Origin of the sequence: Stenotrophomonas sp. CASM114 (genome assembly GCF_049384325.1) — a bacterium.
Classification (GTDB): Bacteria; Pseudomonadota; Gammaproteobacteria; order Xanthomonadales; family Xanthomonadaceae; genus Stenotrophomonas; species Stenotrophomonas muris.
The window spans coordinates 432,032-456,440 of sequence record NZ_JBMRGJ010000001.1 but is presented as its reverse complement, the minus strand read 5'-3'; the positions used below and the strand labels follow the sequence as shown (position 1 = coordinate 456,440).

At 68.4% G+C, this 24,409-nt stretch carries 25 protein-coding genes; all 25 read right to left on the bottom strand.

Going from position 1 to position 24,409, the window contains the following annotated elements; all coding sequences use genetic code 11:
• Positions 1-2: 2 nt before the first annotated feature.
• The gene (locus tag VG566_RS02140) at positions 3-608 is read right to left on the bottom strand and encodes a protein phosphatase CheZ (protein ID WP_006442968.1); all 606 of its coding nucleotides are present in this window, start codon (positions 606-608) and stop codon (positions 3-5) included.
• On the bottom strand, positions 608-1,000 hold the full coding sequence (gene cheY / locus VG566_RS02135) for a chemotaxis response regulator CheY (RefSeq protein ID WP_005413247.1): 393 nt from the start codon (positions 998-1,000) through the stop codon (positions 608-610). Before cheY ends, VG566_RS02140 begins: the two co-directional genes overlap by 1 nt.
• A gap of 57 nt (positions 1,001-1,057) precedes the next feature.
• Positions 1,058-1,804, bottom strand: a complete 747-nt coding sequence (locus VG566_RS02130) for an RNA polymerase sigma factor FliA (protein WP_014647032.1) — start codon at positions 1,802-1,804, stop codon at positions 1,058-1,060.
• Positions 1,801-2,688 (bottom strand): MinD/ParA family ATP-binding protein, encoded by an 888-nt coding sequence (locus tag VG566_RS02125; protein ID WP_005416424.1) that lies wholly within the window; start codon positions 2,686-2,688, stop codon positions 1,801-1,803. Before VG566_RS02125 ends, VG566_RS02130 begins: the two co-directional genes overlap by 4 nt.
• Entirely contained in the window at positions 2,675-4,291 is a 1,617-nt protein-coding gene (flhF, locus tag VG566_RS02120) for a flagellar biosynthesis protein FlhF (RefSeq protein ID WP_069116910.1), read from the bottom strand. The genes VG566_RS02125 and flhF overlap by 14 nt, the downstream gene beginning before the upstream one ends.
• A gap of 145 nt (positions 4,292-4,436) precedes the next feature.
• On the bottom strand, positions 4,437-6,497 hold the full coding sequence (gene flhA, locus VG566_RS02115) for a flagellar biosynthesis protein FlhA (RefSeq protein WP_153643679.1): 2,061 nt from the start codon (positions 6,495-6,497) through the stop codon (positions 4,437-4,439).
• A 44-nt stretch (positions 6,498-6,541) separates the two neighbouring features.
• Positions 6,542-7,672 carry a flagellar biosynthesis protein FlhB gene (gene flhB, locus VG566_RS02110; protein WP_046430444.1) on the bottom strand — a complete coding sequence of 377 codons (1,131 nt, stop codon included), beginning with the start codon at positions 7,670-7,672 and terminating at the stop codon, positions 6,542-6,544.
• Positions 7,673-7,878: 206 nt separating this feature from the next.
• On the bottom strand, positions 7,879-10,011 hold the full coding sequence (locus VG566_RS02105) for a putative bifunctional diguanylate cyclase/phosphodiesterase (protein ID WP_032959421.1): 2,133 nt from the start codon (positions 10,009-10,011) through the stop codon (positions 7,879-7,881).
• Positions 10,012-10,286: 275 nt separating this feature from the next.
• Entirely contained in the window at positions 10,287-11,078 is a 792-nt protein-coding gene (fliR, locus tag VG566_RS02100; RefSeq protein WP_014037103.1) for a flagellar biosynthetic protein FliR, read from the bottom strand.
• A gap of 13 nt (positions 11,079-11,091) precedes the next feature.
• Positions 11,092-11,361 (bottom strand): flagellar biosynthetic protein FliQ, encoded by a 270-nt coding sequence (locus VG566_RS02095; RefSeq protein WP_005413254.1) that lies wholly within the window; start codon positions 11,359-11,361, stop codon positions 11,092-11,094.
• Between the two features lie 66 nt (positions 11,362-11,427).
• Positions 11,428-12,207, bottom strand: coding sequence for a flagellar type III secretion system pore protein FliP (gene fliP / locus VG566_RS02090; RefSeq protein WP_014647039.1), 780 nt, complete (start codon positions 12,205-12,207; stop codon positions 11,428-11,430).
• 1 nt (position 12,208) lies between these two features.
• A complete protein-coding gene (gene fliO / locus VG566_RS02085; RefSeq protein WP_080354537.1) occupies positions 12,209-12,628 on the bottom strand; it encodes a flagellar biosynthetic protein FliO in 420 nt (139 codons plus the stop codon).
• Positions 12,625-12,960, bottom strand: a complete 336-nt coding sequence (fliN, locus tag VG566_RS02080; protein ID WP_005409543.1) for a flagellar motor switch protein FliN — start codon at positions 12,958-12,960, stop codon at positions 12,625-12,627. The genes fliO and fliN overlap by 4 nt, the downstream gene beginning before the upstream one ends.
• A complete protein-coding gene (gene fliM, locus VG566_RS02075; protein WP_014647040.1) occupies positions 12,957-13,961 on the bottom strand; it encodes a flagellar motor switch protein FliM in 1,005 nt (334 codons plus the stop codon). Before fliM ends, fliN begins: the two co-directional genes overlap by 4 nt.
• 10 nt (positions 13,962-13,971) lie before the next feature.
• The gene (locus tag VG566_RS02070) at positions 13,972-14,487 is read right to left on the bottom strand and encodes a flagellar basal body-associated FliL family protein (protein ID WP_049441913.1); all 516 of its coding nucleotides are present in this window, start codon (positions 14,485-14,487) and stop codon (positions 13,972-13,974) included.
• A gap of 215 nt (positions 14,488-14,702) precedes the next feature.
• A complete protein-coding gene (locus VG566_RS02065) occupies positions 14,703-15,872 on the bottom strand; it encodes a flagellar hook-length control protein FliK (protein WP_241883838.1) in 1,170 nt (389 codons plus the stop codon).
• Complete coding sequence (fliJ, locus tag VG566_RS02060) at positions 15,872-16,339, bottom strand: flagellar export protein FliJ (RefSeq protein ID WP_014647043.1); 468 nt, start codon at positions 16,337-16,339, stop codon at positions 15,872-15,874. Before fliJ ends, VG566_RS02065 begins: the two co-directional genes overlap by 1 nt.
• A gap of 3 nt (positions 16,340-16,342) precedes the next feature.
• On the bottom strand, positions 16,343-17,728 hold the full coding sequence (locus VG566_RS02055) for a FliI/YscN family ATPase (RefSeq protein WP_014647044.1): 1,386 nt from the start codon (positions 17,726-17,728) through the stop codon (positions 16,343-16,345).
• Complete coding sequence (locus tag VG566_RS02050; RefSeq protein WP_014647045.1) at positions 17,725-18,366, bottom strand: FliH/SctL family protein; 642 nt, start codon at positions 18,364-18,366, stop codon at positions 17,725-17,727. Before VG566_RS02050 ends, VG566_RS02055 begins: the two co-directional genes overlap by 4 nt.
• Positions 18,363-19,349, bottom strand: a complete 987-nt coding sequence (fliG, locus tag VG566_RS02045) for a flagellar motor switch protein FliG (protein WP_024958226.1) — start codon at positions 19,347-19,349, stop codon at positions 18,363-18,365. The genes VG566_RS02050 and fliG overlap by 4 nt, the downstream gene beginning before the upstream one ends.
• Before the next feature lie 7 nt (positions 19,350-19,356).
• Positions 19,357-21,003 carry a flagellar basal-body MS-ring/collar protein FliF gene (gene fliF, locus VG566_RS02040; protein WP_014647047.1) on the bottom strand — a complete coding sequence of 549 codons (1,647 nt, stop codon included), beginning with the start codon at positions 21,001-21,003 and terminating at the stop codon, positions 19,357-19,359.
• 13 nt (positions 21,004-21,016) lie between these two features.
• The gene (gene fliE, locus VG566_RS02035) at positions 21,017-21,382 is read right to left on the bottom strand and encodes a flagellar hook-basal body complex protein FliE (protein ID WP_014037113.1); all 366 of its coding nucleotides are present in this window, start codon (positions 21,380-21,382) and stop codon (positions 21,017-21,019) included.
• Between the two features lie 441 nt (positions 21,383-21,823).
• Positions 21,824-22,240, bottom strand: coding sequence for a hypothetical protein (locus VG566_RS02030; protein ID WP_032959410.1), 417 nt, complete (start codon positions 22,238-22,240; stop codon positions 21,824-21,826).
• A 289-nt stretch (positions 22,241-22,529) separates the two neighbouring features.
• Positions 22,530-24,035 carry a sigma-54-dependent transcriptional regulator gene (locus VG566_RS02025; RefSeq protein WP_241883839.1) on the bottom strand — a complete coding sequence of 502 codons (1,506 nt, stop codon included), beginning with the start codon at positions 24,033-24,035 and terminating at the stop codon, positions 22,530-22,532.
• Positions 24,032-24,409: a response regulator gene (locus tag VG566_RS02020; RefSeq protein ID WP_010485922.1), complete on the bottom strand. Its 378-nt coding sequence runs from the start codon at positions 24,407-24,409 to the stop codon at positions 24,032-24,034. The genes VG566_RS02025 and VG566_RS02020 overlap by 4 nt, the downstream gene beginning before the upstream one ends.

Below are 24,409 nucleotides of genomic sequence, written 5' to 3'. Positions count from 1 at the left end.
GCTTACAGCCCCAGATCCGACAACAGGTCGTCGGCGTCGTTCTGCGAGACCGCGTGGCGGTCCAGTCCCTTCAGTGCCGGCCCGGCCAGTTCCGGGTCGGTGCGATGCTGTTCCGGCGGCAGGCCGAGCGCGCCGAAGCCTTCATGCACGCGGCGGACGATGCCGACCACGCGACGGATGATCTGCCCGGTCAGGTCCTGGTAGCTCTGGGTCAGGGCGATCTCGGTCAGGTTGTGGCGGATGCGCTCGAGCTGCGCGTCCTGGCCTGGCTGCAGGCCTTCGGCGCGCAGCTGCTCGGTCAGGCTGCGGCATTCCTCGGCCAGGTCCAGGGTGCGGTGGGTGGCCTGTTCGGTCATCGCCACCACGTGGTCCAGGCGTGCGCACGCATCGTCCAGTTCGCCGGCCTCGCTGGGCACGGTCGGCAGTTCGCCCAGGGCCTGCCCCAGCTCGCGGGCCAGCCGCGAGAGGCCGCTCATCATCGGCTGCGTGCGCAGCGCGACCAGTCCGTCGATGCGTTGCCGCCAGGCGGCTTCGTCACCGGACTCCAGGGCATCCAGGGCTTCCTGCAGGCGCAGGGCGAGGGCGTTCTTGTCGACCGTGGTATCCATCAGGCGCTGGCCGCCAGGCGTTCGAAGATCTTGCCCAGCTTCTCTTCCAGCGTCTGCGCGGTGAACGGCTTGATGATGTAGCCGTTCACGCCGTTCTGGGCCGCTTCGATGATCTGCTCGCGCTTGGCTTCGGCGGTGACCATCAGCACCGGCAGGGTCTTCAGCTTGGCGTCGGCACGGATCGCCTTGAGCAGTTCGATGCCGGTCATCACCGGCATGTTCCAGTCGGTGACGACGAAATCGAAGGGCTGGCTCTGCAGCAGCGACAGCGCGGCATGCCCGTCCTCGGCTTCGGCGGTGTTGGTGAAGCCCAGATCGCCCAGCAGGTTCTTGACGATTCGACGCATGGTCGAGAAATCGTCGACGATGAGGATGCGCATGTTCTTGTTCAAAGCAGAGTTCCTTTGTTGTTCATTCCGGGCGGCCGGGGGCAGTCGCCTCGGGGATGTTCATTCTTCCAGGCCGGCGTCGACGGCCTCGAAAATCTTCAGGCGGCCGCGCAGGCGCAGCACGGCCTGGCCATGGATCTGGCAGACCCGCGACTCGCTCACGCCGAGCACCGCGCCGATCTCCTTCAGGTTCAGCTCCTGCTCGTAGTACAGCGAGAGCACCAGCTGTTCGCGCTCGGGCAGGTGGCCGATGGCCTTGCCCAGCTCGCGACCGAACTCGCCGCGCTCCAGCACCTGCTGCGGGGTCGGGCCGCCCTGGGCGACGGTATCCAGTTCGCCCTGGTCTTCGATGCGCGACTCCAGGCTCAGCACCTGGCCACGTGCGGCGTCTTCCATCAGCCTCAGGTACTCGGGCAGCGGCATCTCCATCGCGGCGGCCACTTCGGTGGCGCTGGCGGCACGGCCCGTGCTCTGTTCCAGGCGGCGGATGGTGGCGGCGGCATCACGGGCACGGCGGTGCACCGAGCGCGGCACCCAGTCGCCACGGCGGATCTCGTCGATCATCGAGCCGCGGATGCGGATCGAGGCATAGGTCTCGAACGAGGCGCCCTGGTCGGCGTCGTAGCTGCGCGAGGCTTCGATCAGGCCCATCATGCCGGCCTGGATCAGATCATCGACTTCGACGCTGGCCGGCAGGCGCGCGGCCAGGTGGTGGGCGATGCGTCGCACCAGGTCCGAATGCTGGGCGATGACCTCGTTGGCCGCCGAGCGCTGGACTTCCCTGTACTGGTGGGCTGCGCCTTTCATGCGGCCACCCCACGCTGCTTGAGGATGCGTTCGAGGAAGAACTCGACGCCACCGCGCGGTTCGGTCGGTGCCTGCCAGCGCGCGGTGCGGCGTGCGATCTCGGTGATCGCCAGCGCCGACGGGCTGGACGGATAGGCCTTCACCACCGGCTGCTGGCGCTGCACCGACAGGCGCAGCCAGTCATCCTGCGGCACGCAGCCCAGGTAGTTCAGCGAGACATCGGCGAGGAACTTCTCGCAGACGCGGGTAAGCTTCTCGTACAGCACGCGGCCCTCGTTCGGGTCGCGCACCATGTTGGCCACCACCTGGATGCGGTCCACGCCGCGCTCGCGCGACAGCACCTTGATCAGTGCGTAGGCGTCGGTGATCGAGGCCGGTTCGTCACAGACCACCACCACGGTGTCCTGCGCGGCCTGGCAGAAGGTCAGCACGCCGTCGGTGATGCCGGCGGCGGTATCGACCACCATGATGTCCAGCTCGCGTTCCAGTTCGGAGAACACGTTGACCAGGCCGACATGCTCGGCCGGGGCCAGCTCGGCCATGTGCCGGCGGCCGGAAGCGGCCGGGACCACCAGCACGCCGTTCGGGCCTTCGACGATGACGTCGTCCAGCGAGCAGCGGCCGGCCACCAGGTCGGCCAGCGTAAAGGTGGGGTTCAAGCCCAGGATCACGTCGATGTTGGCCAGGCCGAGGTCGGCGTCCAGCAGCAGCGTGCGCTTGCCCATGCCGGCCAGCGCCACCGCCAGGTTGGCGGACACATTCGTCTTGCCCACGCCGCCCTTGCCGCCGGTCACGGCAATGGTGCGCACAGGGCCGAGCGGCTCGCTGCGGGTGGCCGACAGCGGGAAGGTCTTGGTCAGCTTGGCGTACTCACGCGACGGCATGGTTCAACTCCGGGTTGCAGGGCATATCGGCCGCTCGGCGCAAATCTTCAAGGCGAAGTACAAGATTGGCTGCACTGGCCCGGTGCAGGTCCTCCGGGACGTCCTGGCCATCGGTCACCCAGGTGATCGGCAGGGCGTGGTCCACGGCCACCGACAGGGCGTTGCCGAAGCGGCCGGTCTCGTCCAGCTTGCTCAGCACCAGGCCCTGCAGGTTGGCCGCACCGAAGCGGCGCACCACCTCGTCCATGTCGCCGAAGCTGGTGTTGGCCGGCAGCACCAGCAGGGTGCGCACCTGGCGCGCGGCGCGCAGCCACTGCAGCTGGGCGGCCAGGGCACGGTCGCGCGGGCCCAGGCCGGCGGTATCGATCAGCACCAGCTTGTAGTCCTTCAAGCGTTCCAGCAGCTGGTCCAGGTCGGTGCCGCTGTTGGCCTCGTGCACGGCGATGCCGAGCTGGCGGCCGTAGCCATACAGCTGTTCACGGGCGCCGATGCGGGTGGTGTCGGTGGTGACCAGGGCGACGTCACGCGGGGCGTGCTTCTCGGCGAAGCGCGAGGCCAGCTTGGCGATGGTGGTGGTCTTGCCGGCGCCGGTCGGGCCGACCAGCGCGATCACGCCGCCTTCCTCCAGCGGGTCGACCGGGGCGATCGGCAGCTTGCGCGAGATCAGCCCCAGCATCAGGCCGCGGCCACGATGGGCTTCGGTTTCCAGCGGGATCTGCATGGCCACGTCGCGGGCCAGCCCGGCGTCGAAACCGTACTCGTCCATCAGGTCCAGCGCGGTGGCGCGCACCGGGCTGCCACGCAGGCGCTCGTCGGTGAAGCGGTTCATCTCGCGCTCGATCACCTGGCGCATGCCGGCCACTTCCTGGCGCAGCTGGCGGATCTCGGCGTCGTCCTGGGCAACCACGGTCAGCGTCGGTGCCGGGGCCAGCATGGGGGCCGGGCTGGCTTCGATAGCGGCTTCGACCGCTGCCGGTTCGCTGGCGGCGATCCCGGGCTGCGCGTCGATCACGGCAGCGGTCGGCAGCGGCGGCGGCTGCACGGCCGGGGCCACGCTTTCGTGATGCGCCTCGTGCGGCGGGTCGATCTGGAAGCGCGCGCGGTTGGCCGGCACGGTTGCGGCCGGTGCAACGATGGCCTCGGCGAACGGGGCGAAGATCTGGTCCGGCGGTGCCGGTTCGTTGACGGCGGCGCGGGCCAGGGTGGCGGCGAAGCCGGTGCTGCCCCGGGTCGGCACGATTTCGTCGGCGCTGTCCAGGGTGCGGCCGGTGGCACCGACGGCGGCGCGGGCGAGGGCGGCCACTGCCGAGGTGGTGGCCGCGACCGGTTCCGGCGCCGGGGTGCTGCTGCGGCGGCGGGTGACGGCGGCGATCACCGCGTCGGCGGCGGTGCGCGGCTTGGGTGCCGGCGGCGGTGCGACGTCACGGCGCGAGGCTTCCAGTGCACGCTGCACGGCGCTCTCGTCGTAGTTGGCGGCGGCGACGATCTCGATGCCTTCCTCGATCCGGCGGTTGGACAGGATCACGGCGTCAGGACCATGTTCCTTGCGCACCAGGTTCATGGCCGAGCGCATGTCGGCGGCGACGAATCGTTTGATTTTCATGCTGTGGTCACGGGGCGAAGACGGCGGGGTGGCGGTCGGAGAACTCGGGTGGTCGGTGGTCTGCACGGTGCGGGTTCCCCTTGGTATCTGTCTGTTGCGTTGGTTCGAAAGTGGTGTCTGTTTTCTGGCGCATCGCAGGGCGGCGTCAGCTGATCGTTCCGACCAGCTTCAGGCGTTTGTCCTCCGGCACCTCGCTGTAGGCCAGGACCGACAGCGACGGAACGCTGTGGCGGACCAGGCGGGCCAGCGCGGCGCGCACCGGGCCAGGTACCAGCACGACCGCGGGCTCGTTGCGGGCTTCCTGCTTGCTGACACATTCGGCCAGGCTCTGGTGCAGTCGCTCAGCGAGTCCGGGTTCCAGCGCGGCGCCGTTGCCCTGCGTGGACTCCTGCAAGACACGTTCCAATTGCGGATTGAGGGTGAACACCGGCAGCTCCGCCGACATTCCGGCGATCTCCTGCACGATGAAGCGGCCCAGTGCGGTGCGAACAGCGGCGGTCAGCACGGCCGGGTCCTGGCTGCTGGGCGCATGTTCGACCAGTGCCTCGGCGATCTTGCGCAGCTGGCGGATCGGAATGCGCTCGACCAGCAGGTTCTGCAGCACGCGCACCACCGCCGACAGCGGCAACGCCTTCGGCGTCAGATCTTCGACGAGCTTGGGCGCGCTCTTGGCCAGGTTGGCCAGCAGGTGCTGCACTTCTTCGTGGCCGAGCAGTTCCGGCGCGTGCTCACGGATCAGGTGCGACAGATGGGTGGCGACCACGGTGGCCGGATCGACCACGGTGTAGCCCAGCGTTTCGGCCTGGGCGCGCTGGTGCGGCTGGATCCAGGTGGCGTCCAGGCCGAACGCGGGGTCCTTGCCGGCGATGCCTTCCAGCGCGCCGAGCGCGCTGCCCGGGTCCAGCGCCAGCTCGCGGTCGGGGTGGATCTCGGCGGTGGCCACCGGCACGCCGTGCACCAGCACGCGGTAGCCGTTGGCCGGCAGTTCCAGGTTGTCGCGGATGTGCACCGACGGGATCAGGAAGCCGACATCCTGGGTCAGCTTGCGGCGCACGCCCTTGATGCGCGCCATCAGTTCGCCGCCCTGGTTGCTGTCCACCAGCGGGATCAGCCGGTAGCCGACCTCCAGGCCCAGCGGATCGACCGGGCGCAGTTCGTCCCAGCTCAGTTCGGCAGTCGGTGCCGGTGCGGCCGGGCGGCCGAGTGCGTTGAGTGCGGCGGCATCGGTGCCACCGCCTGCCGCATCGGCAGCCGGCGCCTTGCCCTTGCGGTACAGCTTCCAGGCGATGAAGCCGAGGATCGCGGCCAGCGTCAGGAAAGCGACGTTGGGCATGCCCGGCACCAGGCCGACCACGCCGATGATGCCGGCGGTGATCGCCAGCGCACGGTACTGGCCGAACACCTGGCCGGTCATGGCCTGGGCCATGTCCTGCGAGCGCGAGGCGCGGGTAACCAGCATGGCCACGGCGCTGGAGACCAGCAGGGCCGGCAGCTGCGCTACCAGGCCGTCACCGATCGACAGCAGGGTGTAGGTGGCGGCGGCTTCGCCGAACGGCATGCCATGCTGCAGCACGCCCACGGCCAGGCCGCCGAGCATGTTGATGAACAGGATCAGGATGCCGGCAATGGCATCGCCGCGGATGAACTTGCTGGCGCCGTCCATCGCACCGTAGAAGTCGGCTTCCTCACGCACTTCCTCGCGGCGCAGCTTGGCTTCTTCACGCGTCAGCAAACCGGCGTTGAGGTCGGCGTCGATCGCCATCTGCTTGCCGGGCATCGCGTCCAGGATGAAGCGCGCGGTCACTTCCGAAACGCGGCCGGCACCCTTGGTAATGACCACGAAATTGATGATGGTCAGGATCGCGAACACCACGATGCCGACCGCGTAGTTGCCGCCGATCACGAATTCACCGAAGGCGGCGATGACCTTGCCCGCGGCATCATGGCCGTTCTGGCCGTTCAGCAGGATCACACGGGTGGAGGCCACGTTCAGCGCCAGCCGCAGCATGGTGGTGATCAGCAGCACGATCGGGAAGATGGTGAAGTCCAGCGGGCGCTTCACGTAGACCACCGCCAGCAGCACCATCAGCGAGATGGCGATGTTGAAGGTGAACAGCGCATCGAGCACCGGCGCGGCCAGCGGCACCACGACCATGGCCAGCAGGGCCAGCACGATCAGCGGCGCGCCAAGGCCCTGGCGGATCATTTCCAGGGCGCGGCGGGTGTTGAAACCGGCGGAGGGCTGGGCGCTCACGGGCGGCCTCCCTTGCCGAATTCATCCACCTGGATGTGCGGGGCGTCCGGCATCGGGCCAGTGCGCCAGGCGCGCAGCTGGTAGACGTAGGACAGGACCTGGGCGACGGCCGAATACAGTCTCACGGGGATTTCCTTTCCGAGTTGGCCTTCCCGATACAAGGCGCGTGCCAAAGGCGGGGCGGAGACGATCGCCACCTTGTTGCCGTCGGCCACTTCACGGATGCGCAGGGCGGTTTCGTCCACGCCCAGCGCGACCACGGTGGGGGCGTTCATGGCGCCGCCCTCGTACTTCAGGGCCACCGCGTAGTGGGTGGGGTTGACCACCACCACGTCGGCAGTGGGCACCGCCTCCATCATCCGGCGGTTGGCCATCTGCTGCTGCAGCTGGCGGATGCGGCCCTTCACCTCGGGGCTGCCCTCGCTTTCCTTCATTTCCCGGCGCAGTTCCTCGCGGGTCATCTTCAGCTTGCGCGTCCAGTTCCAGCGCTGGTACGGCGCATCGATGGCGGCCAGCACCAGCATCGCGCCGGCGGTGGCCAGCAACAGGCGCAGGGTGAAGCCCAGGCCATCGGTGATGGCGGTTTCCAGCGGGTGGTGGATCAGCCCGCGCAGGGTGTCGAAGCCGGTCCAGACCACCAGCCCGGCGGCGACGCCGACGAAGGCCACGCGCAGCAGCGATTTGGTGAATTCGGCAATCGCCTCCGGGCCATACAGGCGCTTGAGCCCGCTCATCGGGTTCATGCGGTTGATGTCGGGCAGCAACGCCTTCTGCGACCAGCGCAGGCCGCCCATCACCAGCGGGGCGACGAAGCTGGCCAGCAGGCAGACCAGCACCAGCGGTGCGATCACCAGCATGAACTGCAGCAGCAGGTCGCCGAAGTGGCCGAACAGCTCCTTCGGGTTCTGCCGCAGGCTCTGTTCCGGGCTGAGCGCGTGCTTCATCCAGGCCGTGGCGCCACGGCCGATCGAGCCGCTCATGGCCATCACCGCCAGCACGCCGGCGCCGAACACGGCGGCGGTGCCAAGTTCGCGCGAGCGCGGCAGGTTGCCCTGTTCACGGGCGTCGCGCAGGCGTTTTTCTGTCGGTTGTTCGGTCTTTTCGCCGGCGGATTCGTTCTCGGACATCACGGGCACTGCGGCAGGAGGTGCCGGGGTGCGTGCAAGAACCGTTCCACGCATGGCGTGGATCTAGCGACGGCCCGTTCTGTAGAGCCGAGCCCACGCTCGGCTGCGGTTGGGGCCAGGCGCGAAGCACAGCCGGGCATGGGCTCGGCTCTACAGGAGGGTGCCGCAGGAATCGCTCCGTGATGGCGGGCGCGCGTGGCCCGGTGTCAGCCGGGCGGGAATTGCGGCGGCGGGCTCTGCGCCAGTTCCACCCGCGGCCGCGGCAGGTCGTGCAGCTGCATGAAGCGCGCCGCGTCGACCGGTCGGCCCAGCAGGTATCCCTGCAGGAAGTCGCAGCCCAGGCGTTCCAGGTAGGCGCGCTGCGCGGCGGTCTCCACGCCCTCGGCGACGATGTCCATGTCCAGCGCATGGCCCAGCGCCACGATCGCCGAGACGATCACCACGTCTTCGGCACTGTGTTCCAGGTCGCGCACGAACGCATGGTCGATCTTGATCTCGGTGGCCGGCAGCCGCTTCAGGTACAGCAGGCTGGAATAGCCGGTTCCGAAATCATCGATGGAGATGCCCACGCCCAGCGCCGACAGCGCCTGCAGCAGGCGAAGACTGGTATCGGTATCGCGCATGACGGTGCTTTCGGTGATCTCCAGCACCAGGTGGCGCGGGGCAATGCCATGGCGCTCGATCACCTCGCGCACATCCTGCAGCAGGTGCGGCGAACTGAACTGCACCGGCGACAGGTTCACCGACATCGACCAGCTTTCATGCCCGGCGTCGTGCCAGCGCCGCAGCTGCTGGCAGGCCTGGTCCAGCGCCCAGCGCCCGATCTCGTTGATCGCACCGCTGCGCTCGGCCAGGCGGATGAAGCGGTCGGGGGGAATCAGGCCGTGTTCCGGATGGCGCCAGCGGATCAGCGCTTCGGCGCCGGCCACCTTCTGCGTGGCCACGCGGATCTTCGGCTGATAGTGCAGGAACAGCTGCTCGCTGCCGATGGCGCGGCGCAGGTCGGCCAGCAGCCGGAACTGCTGCTCGGCGCTGTCGTTCATCCAGTCGGCGAACAGCACGAAGGCGTTGCGTCCGGACTCCTTGGCCTGGTACATCGCCGCATCGGCGAAGGCCATCAGCTGGCGCTCGCTGGCGGCGTGGTCCGGGCAGATCGCCACGCCGATGCTGGCGGTCACCTGCAGTTCGTTGTCCGGCAGCAACGGGCCGCTGCCCACCGCCTGCAGGATGCGCCGGGCCAGGGTCGGCAGGTCCTCGTCGTGCTCGATGCGCACCACCAGCACGAACTCGTCGCCGCCCAGCCGTGCCAGCATATCGTGCGGGCGCAGCAGCTGGCGGGTGCGTTCGGCCACCGCCACCAGCAGCGCATCACCGGCCTGATGGCCGTAGGCATCATTGACCTGCTTGAAGCCGTCCAGGTCCATGAACATCACCGCGAAGCGGTTGCCGCCCTGTTCGGCCTCGGCCAGTGCCTGCACGATGCGCCGCTGCAGCAGCAGGCGGTTGGGCAGGCGGGTGAGCGGATCGTGCAGCGCGGCCTGGGTCAGTTCCTGCTGCGCGTCGGTCAACGAGGTGCTCAGCATCGAATTGCGCAGCCGCAGCAGTTGCGCTTCCACGCGCTGGTCCAGCCATGAGACCACCAGCACCACGGCCAGGATCGCCACGGTCAGCACCACCACCAGCATCGCCAGCCACTCGTTCTGCAGGCCATCGCCGACCGCCGCGCCGCAGACGCTGCCTTCCGGGAAGCGCGCAGCGGCCATGCCGGTGTAATGCATGCCGACGATGGCCAGGCCGAGCAGGCCCGCCGCCGCCAGTCGATCACCGATGCGGGTGCGCTGGGCGCGCAGCCGGAACGCCACGTACAGCGCGGTCCAGGAGGCAGCCACCGCCACCATCAGCGAGAACAGCAGCCAGCCCGGGTCGTAGTCGATGCCCGGCTGCATGCGCATTGCAGCCATGCCAACGTAATGCATGCCGGCGATGCCGGTGCCCATCAGCAGGGCGCCGACCGCCAATCGCGGGTGGGGCAGGGTGCGCAGCGAGACCAGCCACAGCGCGAACACCGATGAGGCGATGGCAAGCGCAAGCGAGAGCAGGGTGATGGGAAGGTCGTAGCCCAATGGAATGGGCAGGTCGAAAGCCAGCATGCCGATGAAATGCATCGACCAGATGCCCAGGCCCATGGCGAAGCCGCCGCCCAGCCGCCACCACCAAGCCGCGCCCCTGCCCGGTGCGGTCACCGTGCGCCCGGCCATCGCCAGCGCGGTGTATGAAGCCATCACGGCGACCAGCAGCGAGATCGCCACCAGCCACGGGTTGTACGTGCCTACCAGCATTCGTCAGTCTCCCGGACCTGCCTGTCGACGGAAACCACGGTGGGGCATGCATGAGGCAGGCCGACGCACGACGCCGGCCATGTGCGGCATCCCCCCGGTTGCCGCGCATTCACTCTAACGCGCAGACCGGGGGGGACTTCAAGCGGCAATACGTGAAATTGCGCCCCTGTAGAGCCGAGCCCATGCTCGGCTGCCTTCGGCAGGAGCGGCAGCCGAGCATGGGCTCGGCTCTACAGAAACAAATGCATGGCAAGCAGTAGAACGTGATGATCGGGTCAGTGTGTGACCGCGTCCGCAGCCTGGAAGGCGGCGTCGAACAGGCGCTGTACCGGCGGCCCCATTTCCCCGGCCAGCAGGGCCAGCAGGAACAGGCCCAGCAGCAGCGAGACCGGCAGGCCCAGCTGGATCGGGTTCAGCGCAGGGGCGGCACGCGCCAGTACGCCGAAGGCCAGGTTCACCGCCAGCATCGCCACGGTGAGCGGAATGGCCAGCGTCAGCGCGCCGCGCAGCACGGTCAGCAGGAAGGTCGGGGCGATGCTGAAGAAGGCGTGCGGGTCCGGCAGCGGGGCGCCGATCGGCAGTGCGCGGTAGCTGTCGACCAGCAGCGAAATCAACGCCAGGTGGCCGTTGGCGGTGAAGAACAGCAGGCCGAACAGCAGGTAGAACCACTGGCCGATCACACCCGAAGTGCCACCGCGCAGCGGGTCGCTCATCTGCGCGAAGGCCAGGCCGGTGCCCTGCGCGATCAGTTCGCCGGCCATCGCACCGGCTTCGAATACCAGCCGCAGCATGAAACCGATGGAAACGCCGATGGCCAGTTCGCGCGCGATGGTCAGCACCGTAGCCGCGTCGAAGCCGGTCCAGTCCGGTACCGGTGGCAGCAGCGGCGCCAGTGCAATGGCCAGGGTGCCGGCCAGTACCACGCGCACCCGCGACGGCACCGCACGCGTGCCGACCATGGGCATGGCCATGGCCACCGCGCCGATGCGCAGCATGGTCCACAGCACGGTGCCGATCATGCCGAAGGCCTGCAGGCCGTCGGCCGCCATCTGTGTCGCGGCATCCATCGAAGCGCGTGTCCTAGCCGATCAGGTGCGGAATGCGCTGGAACAGCAGCGTGGTGAATTCAACCAGGTGGCCGATCAGCAGGCTGCCCAGCGCGAACAGCACTGCGGTCAGCGCCGCCGCCTTGGCGACGAAGGCGATGGTCGGTTCATTGAGCTGGGTTGCAGCCTGCACGACACCGACCACCACGCCCACCACCAGTACGGTGAGCAGCAGCGGGCCGGCCACCCACAGCACGGTGATCAGGCCGCCACGCAGTTCGGTCAAGGCAAGTTCGGGAGACATTCGGGTTCCACCTTCTGATATAGAGTCGAGCCATGCTCGACTGTCTTTCAATCGCGCCGGATCGCGTCACGCGGGATTGAAGCTCGCCGCCAGCGTGCCTACGGTCAGCACCCAGCCATCCACCAGCACGAACAGCAGGATCTTGAACGGTGCCGACACCAGCATCGGCGACAGCATCATCATGCCCATGGACATCAGCACGCTGGCGACGACCAGATCGATGATCACGAACGGAATGAAGATCAGGAAGCCGATCTCGAAAGCGGTCTTCAGTTCGCTGGTGACGAACGAAGCGACCAGCACCGGGAACGGGATCGCATCGGGGCTGGCGTAGGTGCCGTGCCCGGCGATGCCGGCGAAGGTCATCAGGTCGGTCTCGCGGATCTGCGCCAGCATGAACCCGCGCAGCGGCTGCGTGGTCAATGTCCAGGCGGTCTGGAAGTCGATGTCGCCGTTGAGATAGGGCGCCATGCCCGTGCTCCACGCCTTGTCCCAGGTCGGCATCATCACCATCGCGGTGAGGAACAGGGCCAGGCCCAGCAGTACCTGGTTGGACGGCGTCTGGCCGGTACCCAGTGCCTGGCGCAGCAGGCCCAGCACGATGATGATGCGGGTGAACGAGGTCAGCACCAGCAGCATCGACGGGATCAGGGTGATCGCGGTCATCAGCAGCAGGGTCTGCAGCGGCAGGCTGACCGGCTGGCCGCCGATCTTGCCGACGTTGACGTCCGGCAGCGGGGTGGCCGGGGCGCCGGGCGCGGCGAACGCCAGCACCGGCAACAGGCACAGGGCAAGCAACAGCAGCCACGGCATCAGGGTGGCAACACGGGTACGGGTGACACGCATGTCAGGGGTCCTTGCGCAGCCGCTGCTGCAGCAGCTGGGCGAAATTCGGCAGGTTCTTGAAATCCGGCACGCGCACCGGCGCCGGTGCCGGCAACGGTTCGGGCAGGGTATGCAGGGTGTTGATGCCGCCGGCAGTGACGCCCAGCAGCAATTGCTGGCCGTTGACCTCCACCACCACCACGCGCTCCTTGGCGCCGACGCTGAGGCTGGCCACCAGCTTCATGCCTTCGGCCGGGCGGAAGCCGCTGCCGGGCATGCGCTTGAGCAGCCAGCCCAGGCCGATCACCAGCGCCAGCACCGCCAGCAGCGCCAGCACCGCACCGAACAGGCTGGGTGCGGCGGCTGCGTGCTGGCCGACCTGCGGGCCGATCGGCGCTGCGGTCTTGCCGACCGCCAGCAGGGTGGAGGCCAGCAGGCTCAACGCAGTCTCCGGATCCGCTCGCTCGGGCTGACCACGTCGGTCAGGCGCACGCCGAAGCGGTCATTGATCACCACCACTTCGCCGTGGGCGATCAGGGTGCCGTTGACGAACACGTCCAGCGATTCGCCGGCACCGCGCTCCAGTTCCACCACTGAACCCTGGTTGAGCTGCAGCAGGTTGCGGATCGGCAGGCGGGCACGACCGACTTCCAGCGACAGGGTCACCGGCACATCGAGGATCACGTCCAGGTTCAGGTCCGGACCGTTGGCCTCGTCGGCCTGCAGGCTGCTGAACTGGGCCGGGGTCGGTTCGAGGGCGTCGATATCGTTCATTGCGGGTCTTCCTGGATGACGGGTACGCGCGGGCGGGTGCCCGGCGGATGGGTAGCGGTGATCTTCACGGCGTTCATGCCGTTGGCGATGCCGAACTCGCCGGTGAACACCGGAATGTTCTCCACGCACAGCGGCACCTGCGGGCTCAGCTCGATCGGCAGGATGTCGCCGACCTTCAGCTGGGTCAGGTCGCGCAGGGTCATGCGCTTGCTGGCCAGTACGCTGGACAGGGTGACTTCGGCGATGTTGAGCTGCTCGCGCAGGGTCTTGCCCCAGCTCTCGTCGCGGTCGTTGCGGTCGCTCTGGATGCCGGCGTCGAGCAGTTCGCGGATCGGTTCCAGCATCGAGTAGGGCAGGGTGACGTGGATGTCACCGCCGCCGCCGTCGAGCTCGACGTGCAGGCGGCACACCACCACGTACTCGCGCGGGGTCACGATGTTGGCGAAATGCGGGTTGATCTCCGAGTTGATGTACTCGAAGTCGACGTCCATCACCGGTGCCCACGCTTCGCGCAGGTCGGCGAAGGTCTGCTTCAGCAGCAGGTGGATCACCCGCATTTCGGTGGCCGTGAATTCGCGGCCCTCGATGCGGGTCGGGTAGCGCCCGTCGCCGCCGAAGAAGTTGTCGACGATGGCAAACACCAGGGTCGGCTCGAACACGATCAGGCCGGTGCCGCGCAGCGGCTTGAAGCGGATCAGGTTCAGGTTGGTCGGCACATACAGCGAGTGCATGTAGTCGTTGAACTTGATCAGTTCGATGCCGCGCACCGACAGCTCGGCCGAGCGGCGGATCAGGTTGAACAGGCCGATCCGCCACAGGCGCGCGAAGCGCTCGTGGACCATTTCCAGGGTCGGCATGCGACCGCGGATGATGCGGTCCTGGCTGGCAAAGTCGTACGAACGCGCTTCGCCTGACGGGGGTTCCGCATCGGTCTCGACCGCGCCGCTGTCCACGCCGTGGAGCAGGGCATCGATCTCGTCCTGGGACAGCAGATCATTCATCGGGGGGCCCTTACTGGGTCACGAAGCTGGTGAACAGCAGATCGTCGGCGCCGTTGCTGCCGGTCTCGGCCTTGAGCACCTTCTGCACCTCGGCCAGCGAACTGGCCTGCAGCTTCTGCTTGCCGGCGACATCGGCGATCTGGTCCGGGCTGACCTGCGAGAACAGCATCAGCAGGCGCGCGCGGATGGCCGGGGCATGGGTCTTGATCGCTTCCAGCGCGGCCGGGTCGCGGGTCATCAGCTGGACCTCCAGCTGCAGGTAGCGCGGGCCGTCGACCGGGCCATTGAGGTTGACCACGAACGCCGGGTCCAGCGCGAAGTACTGTGCCGGGGCCGGGGTCGCGCTCTTCTTCGGCGCCTGCGCGGTCTTCTCTTCGTGCTTGGACTGGGTGAAGAACCACACGCCGCCACCAGCGGCAGCGGCGGCCAGTACGGCCACCAGTGCGGTGATCAGGATCGGACTACGCGGCTTGGCGGCCTTGTCCTTCTCGGCGGTCTTCTTGGTTTTGTCAGCGGCTGCGGCCACGGGGTGAAGCTCCTGAGGGTTGCTTCACCGGGATATGCAAGGGGTGTGCCGAAGGCTGGGCCCGCAGGGTGCGACGGAATTCCGTCGGGGTGCCGGCGGGGCCGTGCGGAGCAAGCTCCGCACCCACCAACGCAATACGGGGAGGTGCCAACCGCCCGCCCTGGTGGGTGCCAACCGCCCGCTCTGGTGGGTGCCAACCTTGGTTGGCACACCTGTCAGGCGTAGGCGTCCAGCAAGCCGCGCTGGCGGATCAACTGCGCGGACGACACGCTGGCATCGCCCGGCGTCGGTTCTCCGTCGCCGGTCATGCCGCCGCCACCGGGTTGTCCCGACGCATTGCCGTCACCACCAGACGCCTGGTGGCCGACATCGGCGTGAGCCAGCTGGAAGCCCTGTTCGCCCAGCAGCTCGCGCAGGCGCGGCAGGCTGCTTTCCAGTGCCTGGCGCACGTCCACGTGCGGGCTGCTGAAGCTGGCATGCACCTTGTCGCCGTTCAGCTGCAGGCGCACGTCGACCGGCCCCATGTCGTCCGGGCTCAGGCGGATGTGGGCATGGCCGATCTTCTGGTCGGCCAGCCAGCCCAGGCGTGCGCCGATGGCCTGGTCGAAGCCATCGTCACCCAGCAAGGGCTTGGGCGTGGGTTCGCCATTGAAGATCGCGTTGCCGGTGGCGAGCGCCGCCTTCAGGTCCTGCACGGCGGCGGCTGCCGGTGCGTGCAGCAACGGTGCATTTGCGCGGTCGCCAACGGCGGCCACGTCACTGCCTTCGCCGCGCTCGCTGCGCCTGCCGGGCAGGATCATCTCCGGCAATGGCAGCGCGGTGGCATCCTCCGCGCTGGTCGCAGCCGGTTTGCCGTCGGCCGCCACGGGGGCTGCGGTTGCCGCTGCCGGCGCGGCTGCAGGCAGTGTCGGGGTCGCGACGGGGGCAGTGGTGGGTAGCGCCGTACCCTCGCTGGCCAGTGACGGTGCAGCGCTGCCCGCCAGAGCGACGGCCGGATCGGCAGGCGTCGGCATCGCCAGCACCAGGCCGGCCAGGCCGATCGGTGGCCACGGGGCGTCCTCGCTCGCGGCGGGCTTGTCCTTGTCGGTGCCGGGTCCAGCCGGGGGCAGGGCAACGGGCGGTAGCGGCGGCGTTTCGGCAGATGCCGCTTCCGCGTCCGCGCTGCGTTCGCCCGGTGCCTCGCCATTGCTGTCGGCGGTCGATGGCTGGCTGGGCGGGGACGGCGTCGGTGCGGTAGCGCTGCCGGCAGGCGCGGGCGCGGAGGGCGCACCGCCCTGCAGCAGCTGGCTGAAGTCCTTTGCGCCTTCGCTGCGCGCGGCGCGTGCGGCACTGTTGCTGGTGGCGGGCGTGGCCGGGTTGGCGCTGCTGGCGAGCGGGGCGGGCATCACGGGCGGCCTCCCTGCTCGGCGCCGTCCTGGTCTTCGGCCTGCACCAGACGCGCGCGCCGCGCGCCAATGTCGTCCATCTCGCGCTGGTCGCGGCGGTCGGTCACCACCTTTTCCTGCGCGCGGTAGCTGGCGGCCAGCTGCTCCAGCACCGCCTTGTCACGGCTGGCCAGGATCAGCCGCGCGCGCTCGGCCTCCACTTTTTCGCGGTTGCCGTTGACCGTGGCCTGCTGCTGCTCGACCGCACTGTCCAGGCGATCAAGGAAGGCGCGGCGGTTCAGCAGCTGTGCCGGGCTGGTCGCTGCCATCTGGGCGTTGGCGTACTCCTCGGCATAGCGGCGCAGTTCGTCCAGGCGCGACAGATGGGTGTCGAGCACGCGCTGGCGTTCGGCCAGGTCGCGGGCGACCGCGTCCTCGTGTTCCTGGGCCCGCTTGAGCAGGGGATCGATGCGCTTGGACTGGTTCATGGCTTAACTCTCTTGTTCCACCAGGCGCTGCAGCGCCGCCTGGCTGTGCGGGAGATCTGCGGCCTTGGCAACGTCCTGGCCGAGGAACTCCATGATTTCCGGCCAGCGTTCCAGGGCTTCGTCGGTGGCCGCGTCGTTACCACGCTGGTAGGCACCGATCGCGATCAGGTCACGGTTGGCCGAGTACGCCGAGACCAGTCGCTTCAACTTGCGGATGCGCAGGCGCCACGGCTCGTCGGCGATTTCCGTGACCACGCGGCTGACCGACGATTCGACGTCGATGGCCGGGTACAGGCCGCTGTCGGCCACCCGGCGCGAGAGCAGGATGTGGCCGTCGAGGATCGCGCGTGCGGCGTCGGCGATCGGATCCTGCGGATCATCGCCTTCGGTCAGTACGGTGTAGAACGCGGTGATCGAGCCGCGGCCCTTTGCGCCGTTGCCAGCGCGTTCGACCAGCGCCGGCAGCTTGGCGAACACCGAGGGCGGGTAACCGCGGGTGGTCGGTGGTTCACCGACCGACAAGCCGATCTCGCGCTGCGCCTGGGCGAAGCGGGTCAGCGAGTCCATCAGCAGCAGCACGTTCAGGCCCTGGTCGCGGAACCACTCGGCGATGGCGGTGGCACGGTAGGCACCGTGCAGGCGCGCCAAGGGTGGCCGGTCGGCGGGGCTGGCCACCACCACGGCGCGGCGCAGGCCTTCCTCGCCCAGCGTGGTCTCGACGAAATCGCGTACTTCGCGGCCTCGTTCACCAATCAGGCCGACCACGATCACGTCGGCAGCGGTGTAGCGGGTCATCATGCCCAGCAGCGTCGACTTGCCGACGCCGGAACCGGCGAACAGGCCGACACGCTGGCCGCGGCCGATCGGCAACAGCGCGTTGATCGCGCGCACGCCCACGTCCAGCGGCTGGGTGATCGGTTCACGCGCCAACGGATTGATCGACACGCCGGCCATGCCGACATGCCCTTCTGCGCGGATCGGGCCCTTGCCATCCAGCGGCACGCCGTCGCTGTCGATGACGCGGCCGAGCAGGCCTTCACCCACTTCCACGCCGCCACGCCGCGCTGACGGTACCACGCGGGCGTTGGGCAGCAGGCCGTGCAGTTCGGCGCTGGGCATCAGGTAGGTGCGCTCACCGGCAAAGCCGACCACTTCGGCATCGACCCAGCCACCATCGACCACTTCCACCTTGCAGCTGGCGCCCAGCGGCGCCTCGCAGCCGACCGCTTCCAGGGTGAGCCCGACCGCGCGGCGCAGCACGCCCTCGCGGATCAGCCCACGGCCATGCGCGGTATCCACGCGCAGGCCGTCCAGGCGGCGGGCCAGGCGCAGGTTGCGGGCCACGGCCCAGTCGGCCGGCGGTGGCGTCGTTTGCGGTGCGGCGCTCATGCCGTCGCTCCGGTCTGGCGGATCACCGCATCCAGCGCGCCGCGCAGGCGGGCCTCCAGGGTGCCGTCGATGCGTACGGCTTCGGCGTGCACGCGCAGGTCGCCACGGCTGAGGCTGGTATCCGGTACCAGGCGCTGCGCCGGCGACAGGTTCAGCAGCGGGGCAAGCGCGGCGATGTCATCCGGGTGCAGCCGCACTTCCACCTCGCGGGTGCTGCCGCCCACGGCGTCAATCGCTTCGCCGACCAGCTGCGCCAGCAGTGCCGGCTCGGCCTCGTAGGCGCGGCCGACCAGCGCGCCGGCGATGCGCACCGCCAGTTCACCAAGGGCGCCGACCACTTCGTTCTCCAGCCGCACCAGCGGCCGGCTGAAGTTGTCGAGGATGCCTTCGATCTGCGCGGCGAGGCGACGCACCTCCGCCTGGCCCTGGCCGTACCCTTCGGCATGGCCCTGATCGAATCCTTCCTTCTCCGCGCTGTCCTGGATCGCCTGGATTTCCTCCAGGGTCGGCAGCTGCAGCGGCGGCTCCGGTTCGTGTTCCGGGTCCGGCTCGGTGAGTTCGAACGCGTCCTCCTGCTCCAGCGCCGGTTCGGGCTGGGCCAGCAGGTCCGGGGCAAGCCAGCGCACGACGTTGCTCACAGCATGGCCTCCGCGCTGCCGCCGATGGTGACGGTGCCTTCATCGGCCATGCGCTTGACGATGGCCAGGATCTCGCGCTGCGCGCCTTCCACGTCGGACAGGCGCACCGGCCCGCGGGCTTCCATGTCTTCCAGCAGGATCTCGGCCGCGCGCTGCGACATGTTGCGGGTGATCTTGTCGCGCACCTTGATGTCGGCGCCGCGCAGGGCCAGGCCCAGGCGCTCGCCGCTCACCTCGCGCAGCACCAGCTGCATCTCGCGGTCGTCCAGGTCGACCAGATCGTCGAACACGAACATCAGGTCCTGGATGCGGTTGCTCAACGGCGCATCGATGCGGGCGATTTCGCCCAGGATCGCCTGGTCCTGGCCGCTGTCCATGAAGTTCAGGATGTTGGCCGCGCACTGCACGCCACCGATGTTCGACGACTTCAGGTTCTGGTTGCCGGCGAACTGGCGCTCCATGATCTCGTTGAGTTCATTGAGTGCGTTCGGCGGAATGCCGTCGAGGGTAGCGATGCGCAGCAGCACGTCCACGCGGGTACGGTCCGGCAGCAGTTTCAGCGCGTCGGCGGCCTGGTCGGTTTCCAGGTGCGCCATCACGATGGCGATGATCTGCGGGTGCTCGTTGCGCACCAGGTCGGCCACCGCACGCGGGTCCATCCACTTCAGCGCGTCCAGGCCGGTGGTGTTGCGGCCGAGCAGGATGCGGTCGATCAGGTTGCCGGCCTTCTCGCTGCCCAGCGCCTGCACCAGCATGTTGCGGATGTAGTCGTCCGAGCCAACGCCGAGTGAGGTCTTCGAGCCCAGCTCCTGGCCGAACTGGTCCATCACCCGCTCCACCTGCTCGCGGGTGATGTCGGTCATGGTGGCCATGGCGATGCCGATCTTCTGCACCTCCTTGGGTTCCATGTGGCGCAGCACTTCGGCCGCGTCCAGCTCACCCAGCGAAAGCAGCAGTACGGCGGCGCGCTGCACGCCAGTCAGTGCGGCCTCAGTCATTTGCCACCCAACCCTTGACCACCTGGGCCACGCGCTTGGAGTCGGTCTTCACGGCTTCACGCGCCATCCGCAATCGTTCCTCATATGAATCCACCGGCAGGGCCAGTGCTTCCGGCCCGCCCAGGCTGGCCCGGTCAGCGCCCAGCGCCGGCAGCGGCATGCCATCGTCATCGACCAGCTGCACATCCGCGGTATGCGGCTCGAGTGCCTGTTCGTCGTTCTTCCTGCTCTGGCCGGTGATCGCGCGCAGCGCCGGACGCAGCACGCCGAACAGCAGCGCCAGCACCACCACCGCGCCAAGCAGCATGCGGCCGGCATCGTGCACCCACGGCAGCTCCCACCACGACGGGCCTTCGACCGGCGTGGTGTCACGCACGAACGGGGCATTCATCACCGACACGGTGTCGCCACGCTCGGCGTTGAAGCCGACGGCCTGCTTGACCAGCGCTTCGACGCGGGTCAGTTCGGCAGCCGACAGCGGCTGCGGGCTCATCTTGCCGTTGGCGCCGGCGCGCGGCACGTTGTCCACCAGCACCGCCACCGAGACGCGCTTGATGCGGCCGGCCGGCTGGCGGGTGTGCTGCAGGGTGCGGTCCAGCTCGTAGTTGCGGGTCGCGTTCTTGCTGCTTTCGGTCGGGGCCTGCGCGGTGGCCGGTGCGGCCTGCTGGCCCGGCGGGCTGTTGCTGGTCGCACCCGGCACGCCCTGCGGGCCCGGCGTGCTGGTGGTGTTCTCGCTCATCTGCTCGCTGCGCAGCTTCTGCGGCTCGCCGTTGTAGAGCTCGCGGGCTTCCTCGGTCACCGAGAAATCCATGTCCACGCTCACTTCCGGGTTGACGCGGCCGGGGCCAGTCATCGGTTCCAGCAGTTCGCGGATGCGCTGGTTGAACGAAGTTTCCTGGCGGCGCACCTGCTCGAACTGGGCCGCGTTGACCGCCGCCTCGCTGTTCGGGTCGGTAATGCTGAGCATGCGCCCGCTCTGGTCGACCACGGTCACCCGTTCCGGCGCAAGGTCCGGAATGCTGGCGGCGACCATGTGCACGATGGCATCGACCTGGCTGCGTTCCAGCTGCTGGCCGCCACGCAGTTCCAGGGTGACCGAGGCGCTGGCCACGTCACGCTGGCGGGTGAACGCGCTGGGCTTGGGAATGGCCAGGTGCACGCGCGAATCGCGCACCGGGCGCAGCGTGTTGATGGTGCGCGACAGCTCGGTTTCCAGCGCGTGCTGGTAGCGCGCGCTTTCCACGAACTGGCTGACACCAAAGCCCGGGTCGCGTTCCATCAGCTCGAAGCCCAGCTTGCCGCTGTCGGTCAGGCCGGAGCCGGCCAGCTTCAGGCGGGCATCGTGCAGGTTCTTTTCCGGCACGGTGATGCCACCGGTGGCCGGGTCGAGCGCGAACGGAATCTGCGCGGCGCGCAGCAGGTCGGTCGCTTCAGCGGTCGCCTTCTGGTCCAGGCCGGTGTACAGCGGGACCATGCCCGGCTTCTGTGACCAGAAGAACACGGACAGGCCTGCCGCCACCGCCACCGCGATCATCGCCATCAGGCCCAGCCGACGGGTGATCTGCAGACTCTGCAGGCGGTCGAACCATTGCCCGGCCTTCTCGGCGTTCAGGCTGTCCTTGGAGAGCGTCAGTGCCATGCGTCAACGTTCCTTACAGCGGCATGTTCATCACGTCCTGGTAGGCCTGGACGAGACGGTTGCGGACTTCCACGGTGGCGCGGAAGGCGATCTGGGACTGCTGCGAGGCGACCATCACCTTGGCCAGGTCGGCGCTGGGGTCGCCCATTTCGAAGGCCTTGGCGAGGGCGCCGGATTTCTGCTGCGCGTCGTTGACGCCGGCAATCGCACCACGCAGGGTTTCGGTGAAGCTGGCCGGCTGCACCTGCGGCGCATCCAGCACCGTGCCCGGCAGGGCATTGCTGCGCGGCGTTTCGCCCAGCGGGTTGAGCGCCGGCTGTCCCATCTGGGTCTGATAGGAGCGGATCTGCGAAAGGATCGAAGTGACGGAGTGGGACATCTGCAACGGTTCCAGAAACAGGGATGGGGTTGTCTGCTGGAGCCAGTGCAAGTGCCGTGCCGAAACCGGTTTTCGATTCAGTGAAGTGAGGAGGTTGGGTGTGCGTGCGGGGTTGCACCCCGCGCCCCGCGGTAGTGCCGGCCGCTGGCCGGCAACCTCAACGGCAACGGCCGAAGCCGGAGCCGGAGCCGGAGCAACAGCAGAAGCGGGTCTACTGAGGGATGGCGGGGTGGGTCCGGTTACGGGGGACGCCGTAAATCCGTCCATGGAGGCTCGGTCGCGCCATCCATGGCGCTCACGCCCCCGCAACCGGACCCACCCCGCCTTCGACAGGTGGCCGCGATCTGTTGGAACTTGCTACTGATGGTGGGTGCCGACCGTTGCTCGGCACGGGCTCTGACCCCATTGGCGGCGCCATTTAACCGGCGTCGGTTTTCTGGCCTATGGCTGCAGGGTCCATCGGCCGGAATTCTGGCGCTGGCGCGGTGCGATGGGGCCGTCATGCTGGGTGTAGATGAAACGGCCCTGGCGGTCGCTCTGGCACGTCAGCAGCAGGGTGTAGTGGGCGGGGCCGGCCGGGTGGGCCTCGGTCATTTGGATTTCCGCGATATGCGGGGCCAGGCGCTGGTAGCGGTAGCTGCCGCCGATGCGGAGGTCGGTGCCGAGGATGTCCAGCACGTACTGGCTGCCAGCAAAGCTGAGCTGCACCATGCGTCCGGCGTTGGGGTTGTCCGGCGCGTACAACGGGTCGCTGAGGTTGGTGAACTGGCGTTGGTCGAGCGTGGCGGGCAGGGTGCAGTTGGCCGCGGTGGCCAGGGCCGGGCAGAGCAGGACGGCGAGCAGGATCAGGTGATGCATGGTCGGACCTCCTTGGGATGTCCCTGCCATGCTCCGCACTGCGATTCCGTTGTCTCTAGGAAAACGTGCAAATGCAATGGGGTCAGATCCCTTTCCGCAGGAAAGGGATCTGACCCCGGGCACCAGGAAAGGGATCTGACCCCGGGCACCAGGAAAGGGATCTGACCCCGGGCACCAGGAAAGGGATCTGACCCCGGGCACCAGGAAAGGGATCTGACCCCGGGCACCACAAACACCAACGCCCGGGCAAGCCCAGGCGTTCGTGCCCCCTTCATGCGGGTCGCGCGCTTCAGCCGGCCAGTTCGGCCTGCTCGCGCTCGATGCCGTACTTGCGCAGCTTTTCCACCAGGGTGGTGCGGCGCAGGCCAAGCAGCTGGGCGGCGTGGGCGACCACGCCCTGGGTGCGTTCCAGCGCTTCGTTGATCAGGCCCAGTTCGATGTTGGCCATGTGGTTGCGCAGGTCCAGGCCATCGTCGGGCAGTGCCGCCGGTGCCGCCGGGCGATTGACGGCGATGCCGTGCTCCAGCGCCGGCTGGTTGCCGCTGCCGGGCGTGTGGAACGAGAAGCTGCGCAGGTCCAGGCGTTCTTCGCTGGCAACCGGCGCTGCAGGTACCGCTGCGGCCACCGCTGCCAGCGCGGCATCGCCACGATAGCGGGCCGGCAGGTCCTGCACGCGCACCGAACCACCCGGATGCAGCACGGCCAGTCGTTCGACCAGGTTGGTCAGCTCGCGCACGTTGCCCGGCCATTCGTAGCCGGCCAGGGCCTGCAGGGCTTCCGGGGTGAAGCGCACTTCGCCACGGCCGGTTCGCGCCAGCTGCGCGGCGATGGTTTCCACCAGTGCCGGCAGGTCTTCGCGACGCTCGCGCAGCGCGGGCACGTCGATCGGGAACACGTTGAGGCGGTAGAACAGGTCCTCACGGAACTTGCCTTCAGCAATGCGGGTCTCCAGGTCGCGGTGGGTCGCGGCCACCACGCGCACGTTGCAGCGGATGGTCTGGTTGCCGCCAACGCGCTCGAAACTGCGTTCCTGCAGCACGCGCAGCAGCTTCACCTGCATCGGCAGGCTCATGTCGCCGATTTCGTCGAGCAGCAGGGTGCCGCCCTCGGCCATTTCAAACCGGCCCTTGCGCGCGGTCAGTGCGCCGGTGAAGGCGCCCTTCTCGTGGCCGAACAGTTCGCTTTCCAGCAGGTCGGCCGGAATGGCGCCACAGTTGATCGCCACGAACGGGCCATCACGGCGGGGCGAGCGCTGGTGGATGGCGCGCGATACCACTTCCTTGCCGGTGCCGGATTCGCCCAGCACCAGCACGGTGGTGTCGAACGCGGCCACCTGCTCGATCATGGTGCGCAGCGCGGTGACCGCCGGGCCGTTGCCGGTCGGCCCCTGGTCCTGCGCGGCGCCGGCCTGGTGCTCGGCATCCAGGCGCTTGAGGCTGGCACGGCGCAGCAGGGCTTCCATCTGCGCGTGGCGCAGCGGCGTTTCCAGTGGCCAGATGTTGGCCTCGTGCAGCCCGTGCTGCTCGGCAAACGCTGCAGCATCACCATCGGCCAGCAGCACCGGCGGCGGCAGGCTGCTGCCGCCCAGCCAGTGGTACAGCGCAGTGCTGGCGGCGCTGTCGTCCAGGCTGCCGACGATCACCGCCATCCAGTCGTTCTGGCGCTGGCGGCCCAGGTCGAAGTCGGCCGCGTCGGACACCCAGCGCGGGTTGAAGTCCATGAATTCCAGCAGGGCAACGGTGCGCTCTGCGCGCACGGCGTCGTTGTCCAGCACCAGGATGCGCGATTCGCTCACGATCGATCCTCCCTGAGGCCTTCCAGGATCGGCATGACTTCCTGGATGTAGGACAGCTTGCTGACAAAGTTGTCGGCGCCGGCGCGCAGCGCATGTTCGCGGTGCTCGGCGTCGTCGAAGTGGCTGGCGATCACGATGTACGGTGCATCGTCCTGCGACTTGATCAGGCGGGTCGCCTGCAGGCCGCCCATTTCCGGCATCGCCAGGTCCATCAGCACCACCTGCGGGCGCAGCGTTTCCGAGCGCTCGATCGCTTCCAGGCCGTTGCCGGCACTGCCGACGATCTGCAGCCAGTCGATCTTGCGGAAATGGCGCATCGCCGCGTTGATGAAGCCCTCGTGGTCATCGACCAGCAGGACCGTGAGCTTGTTCAT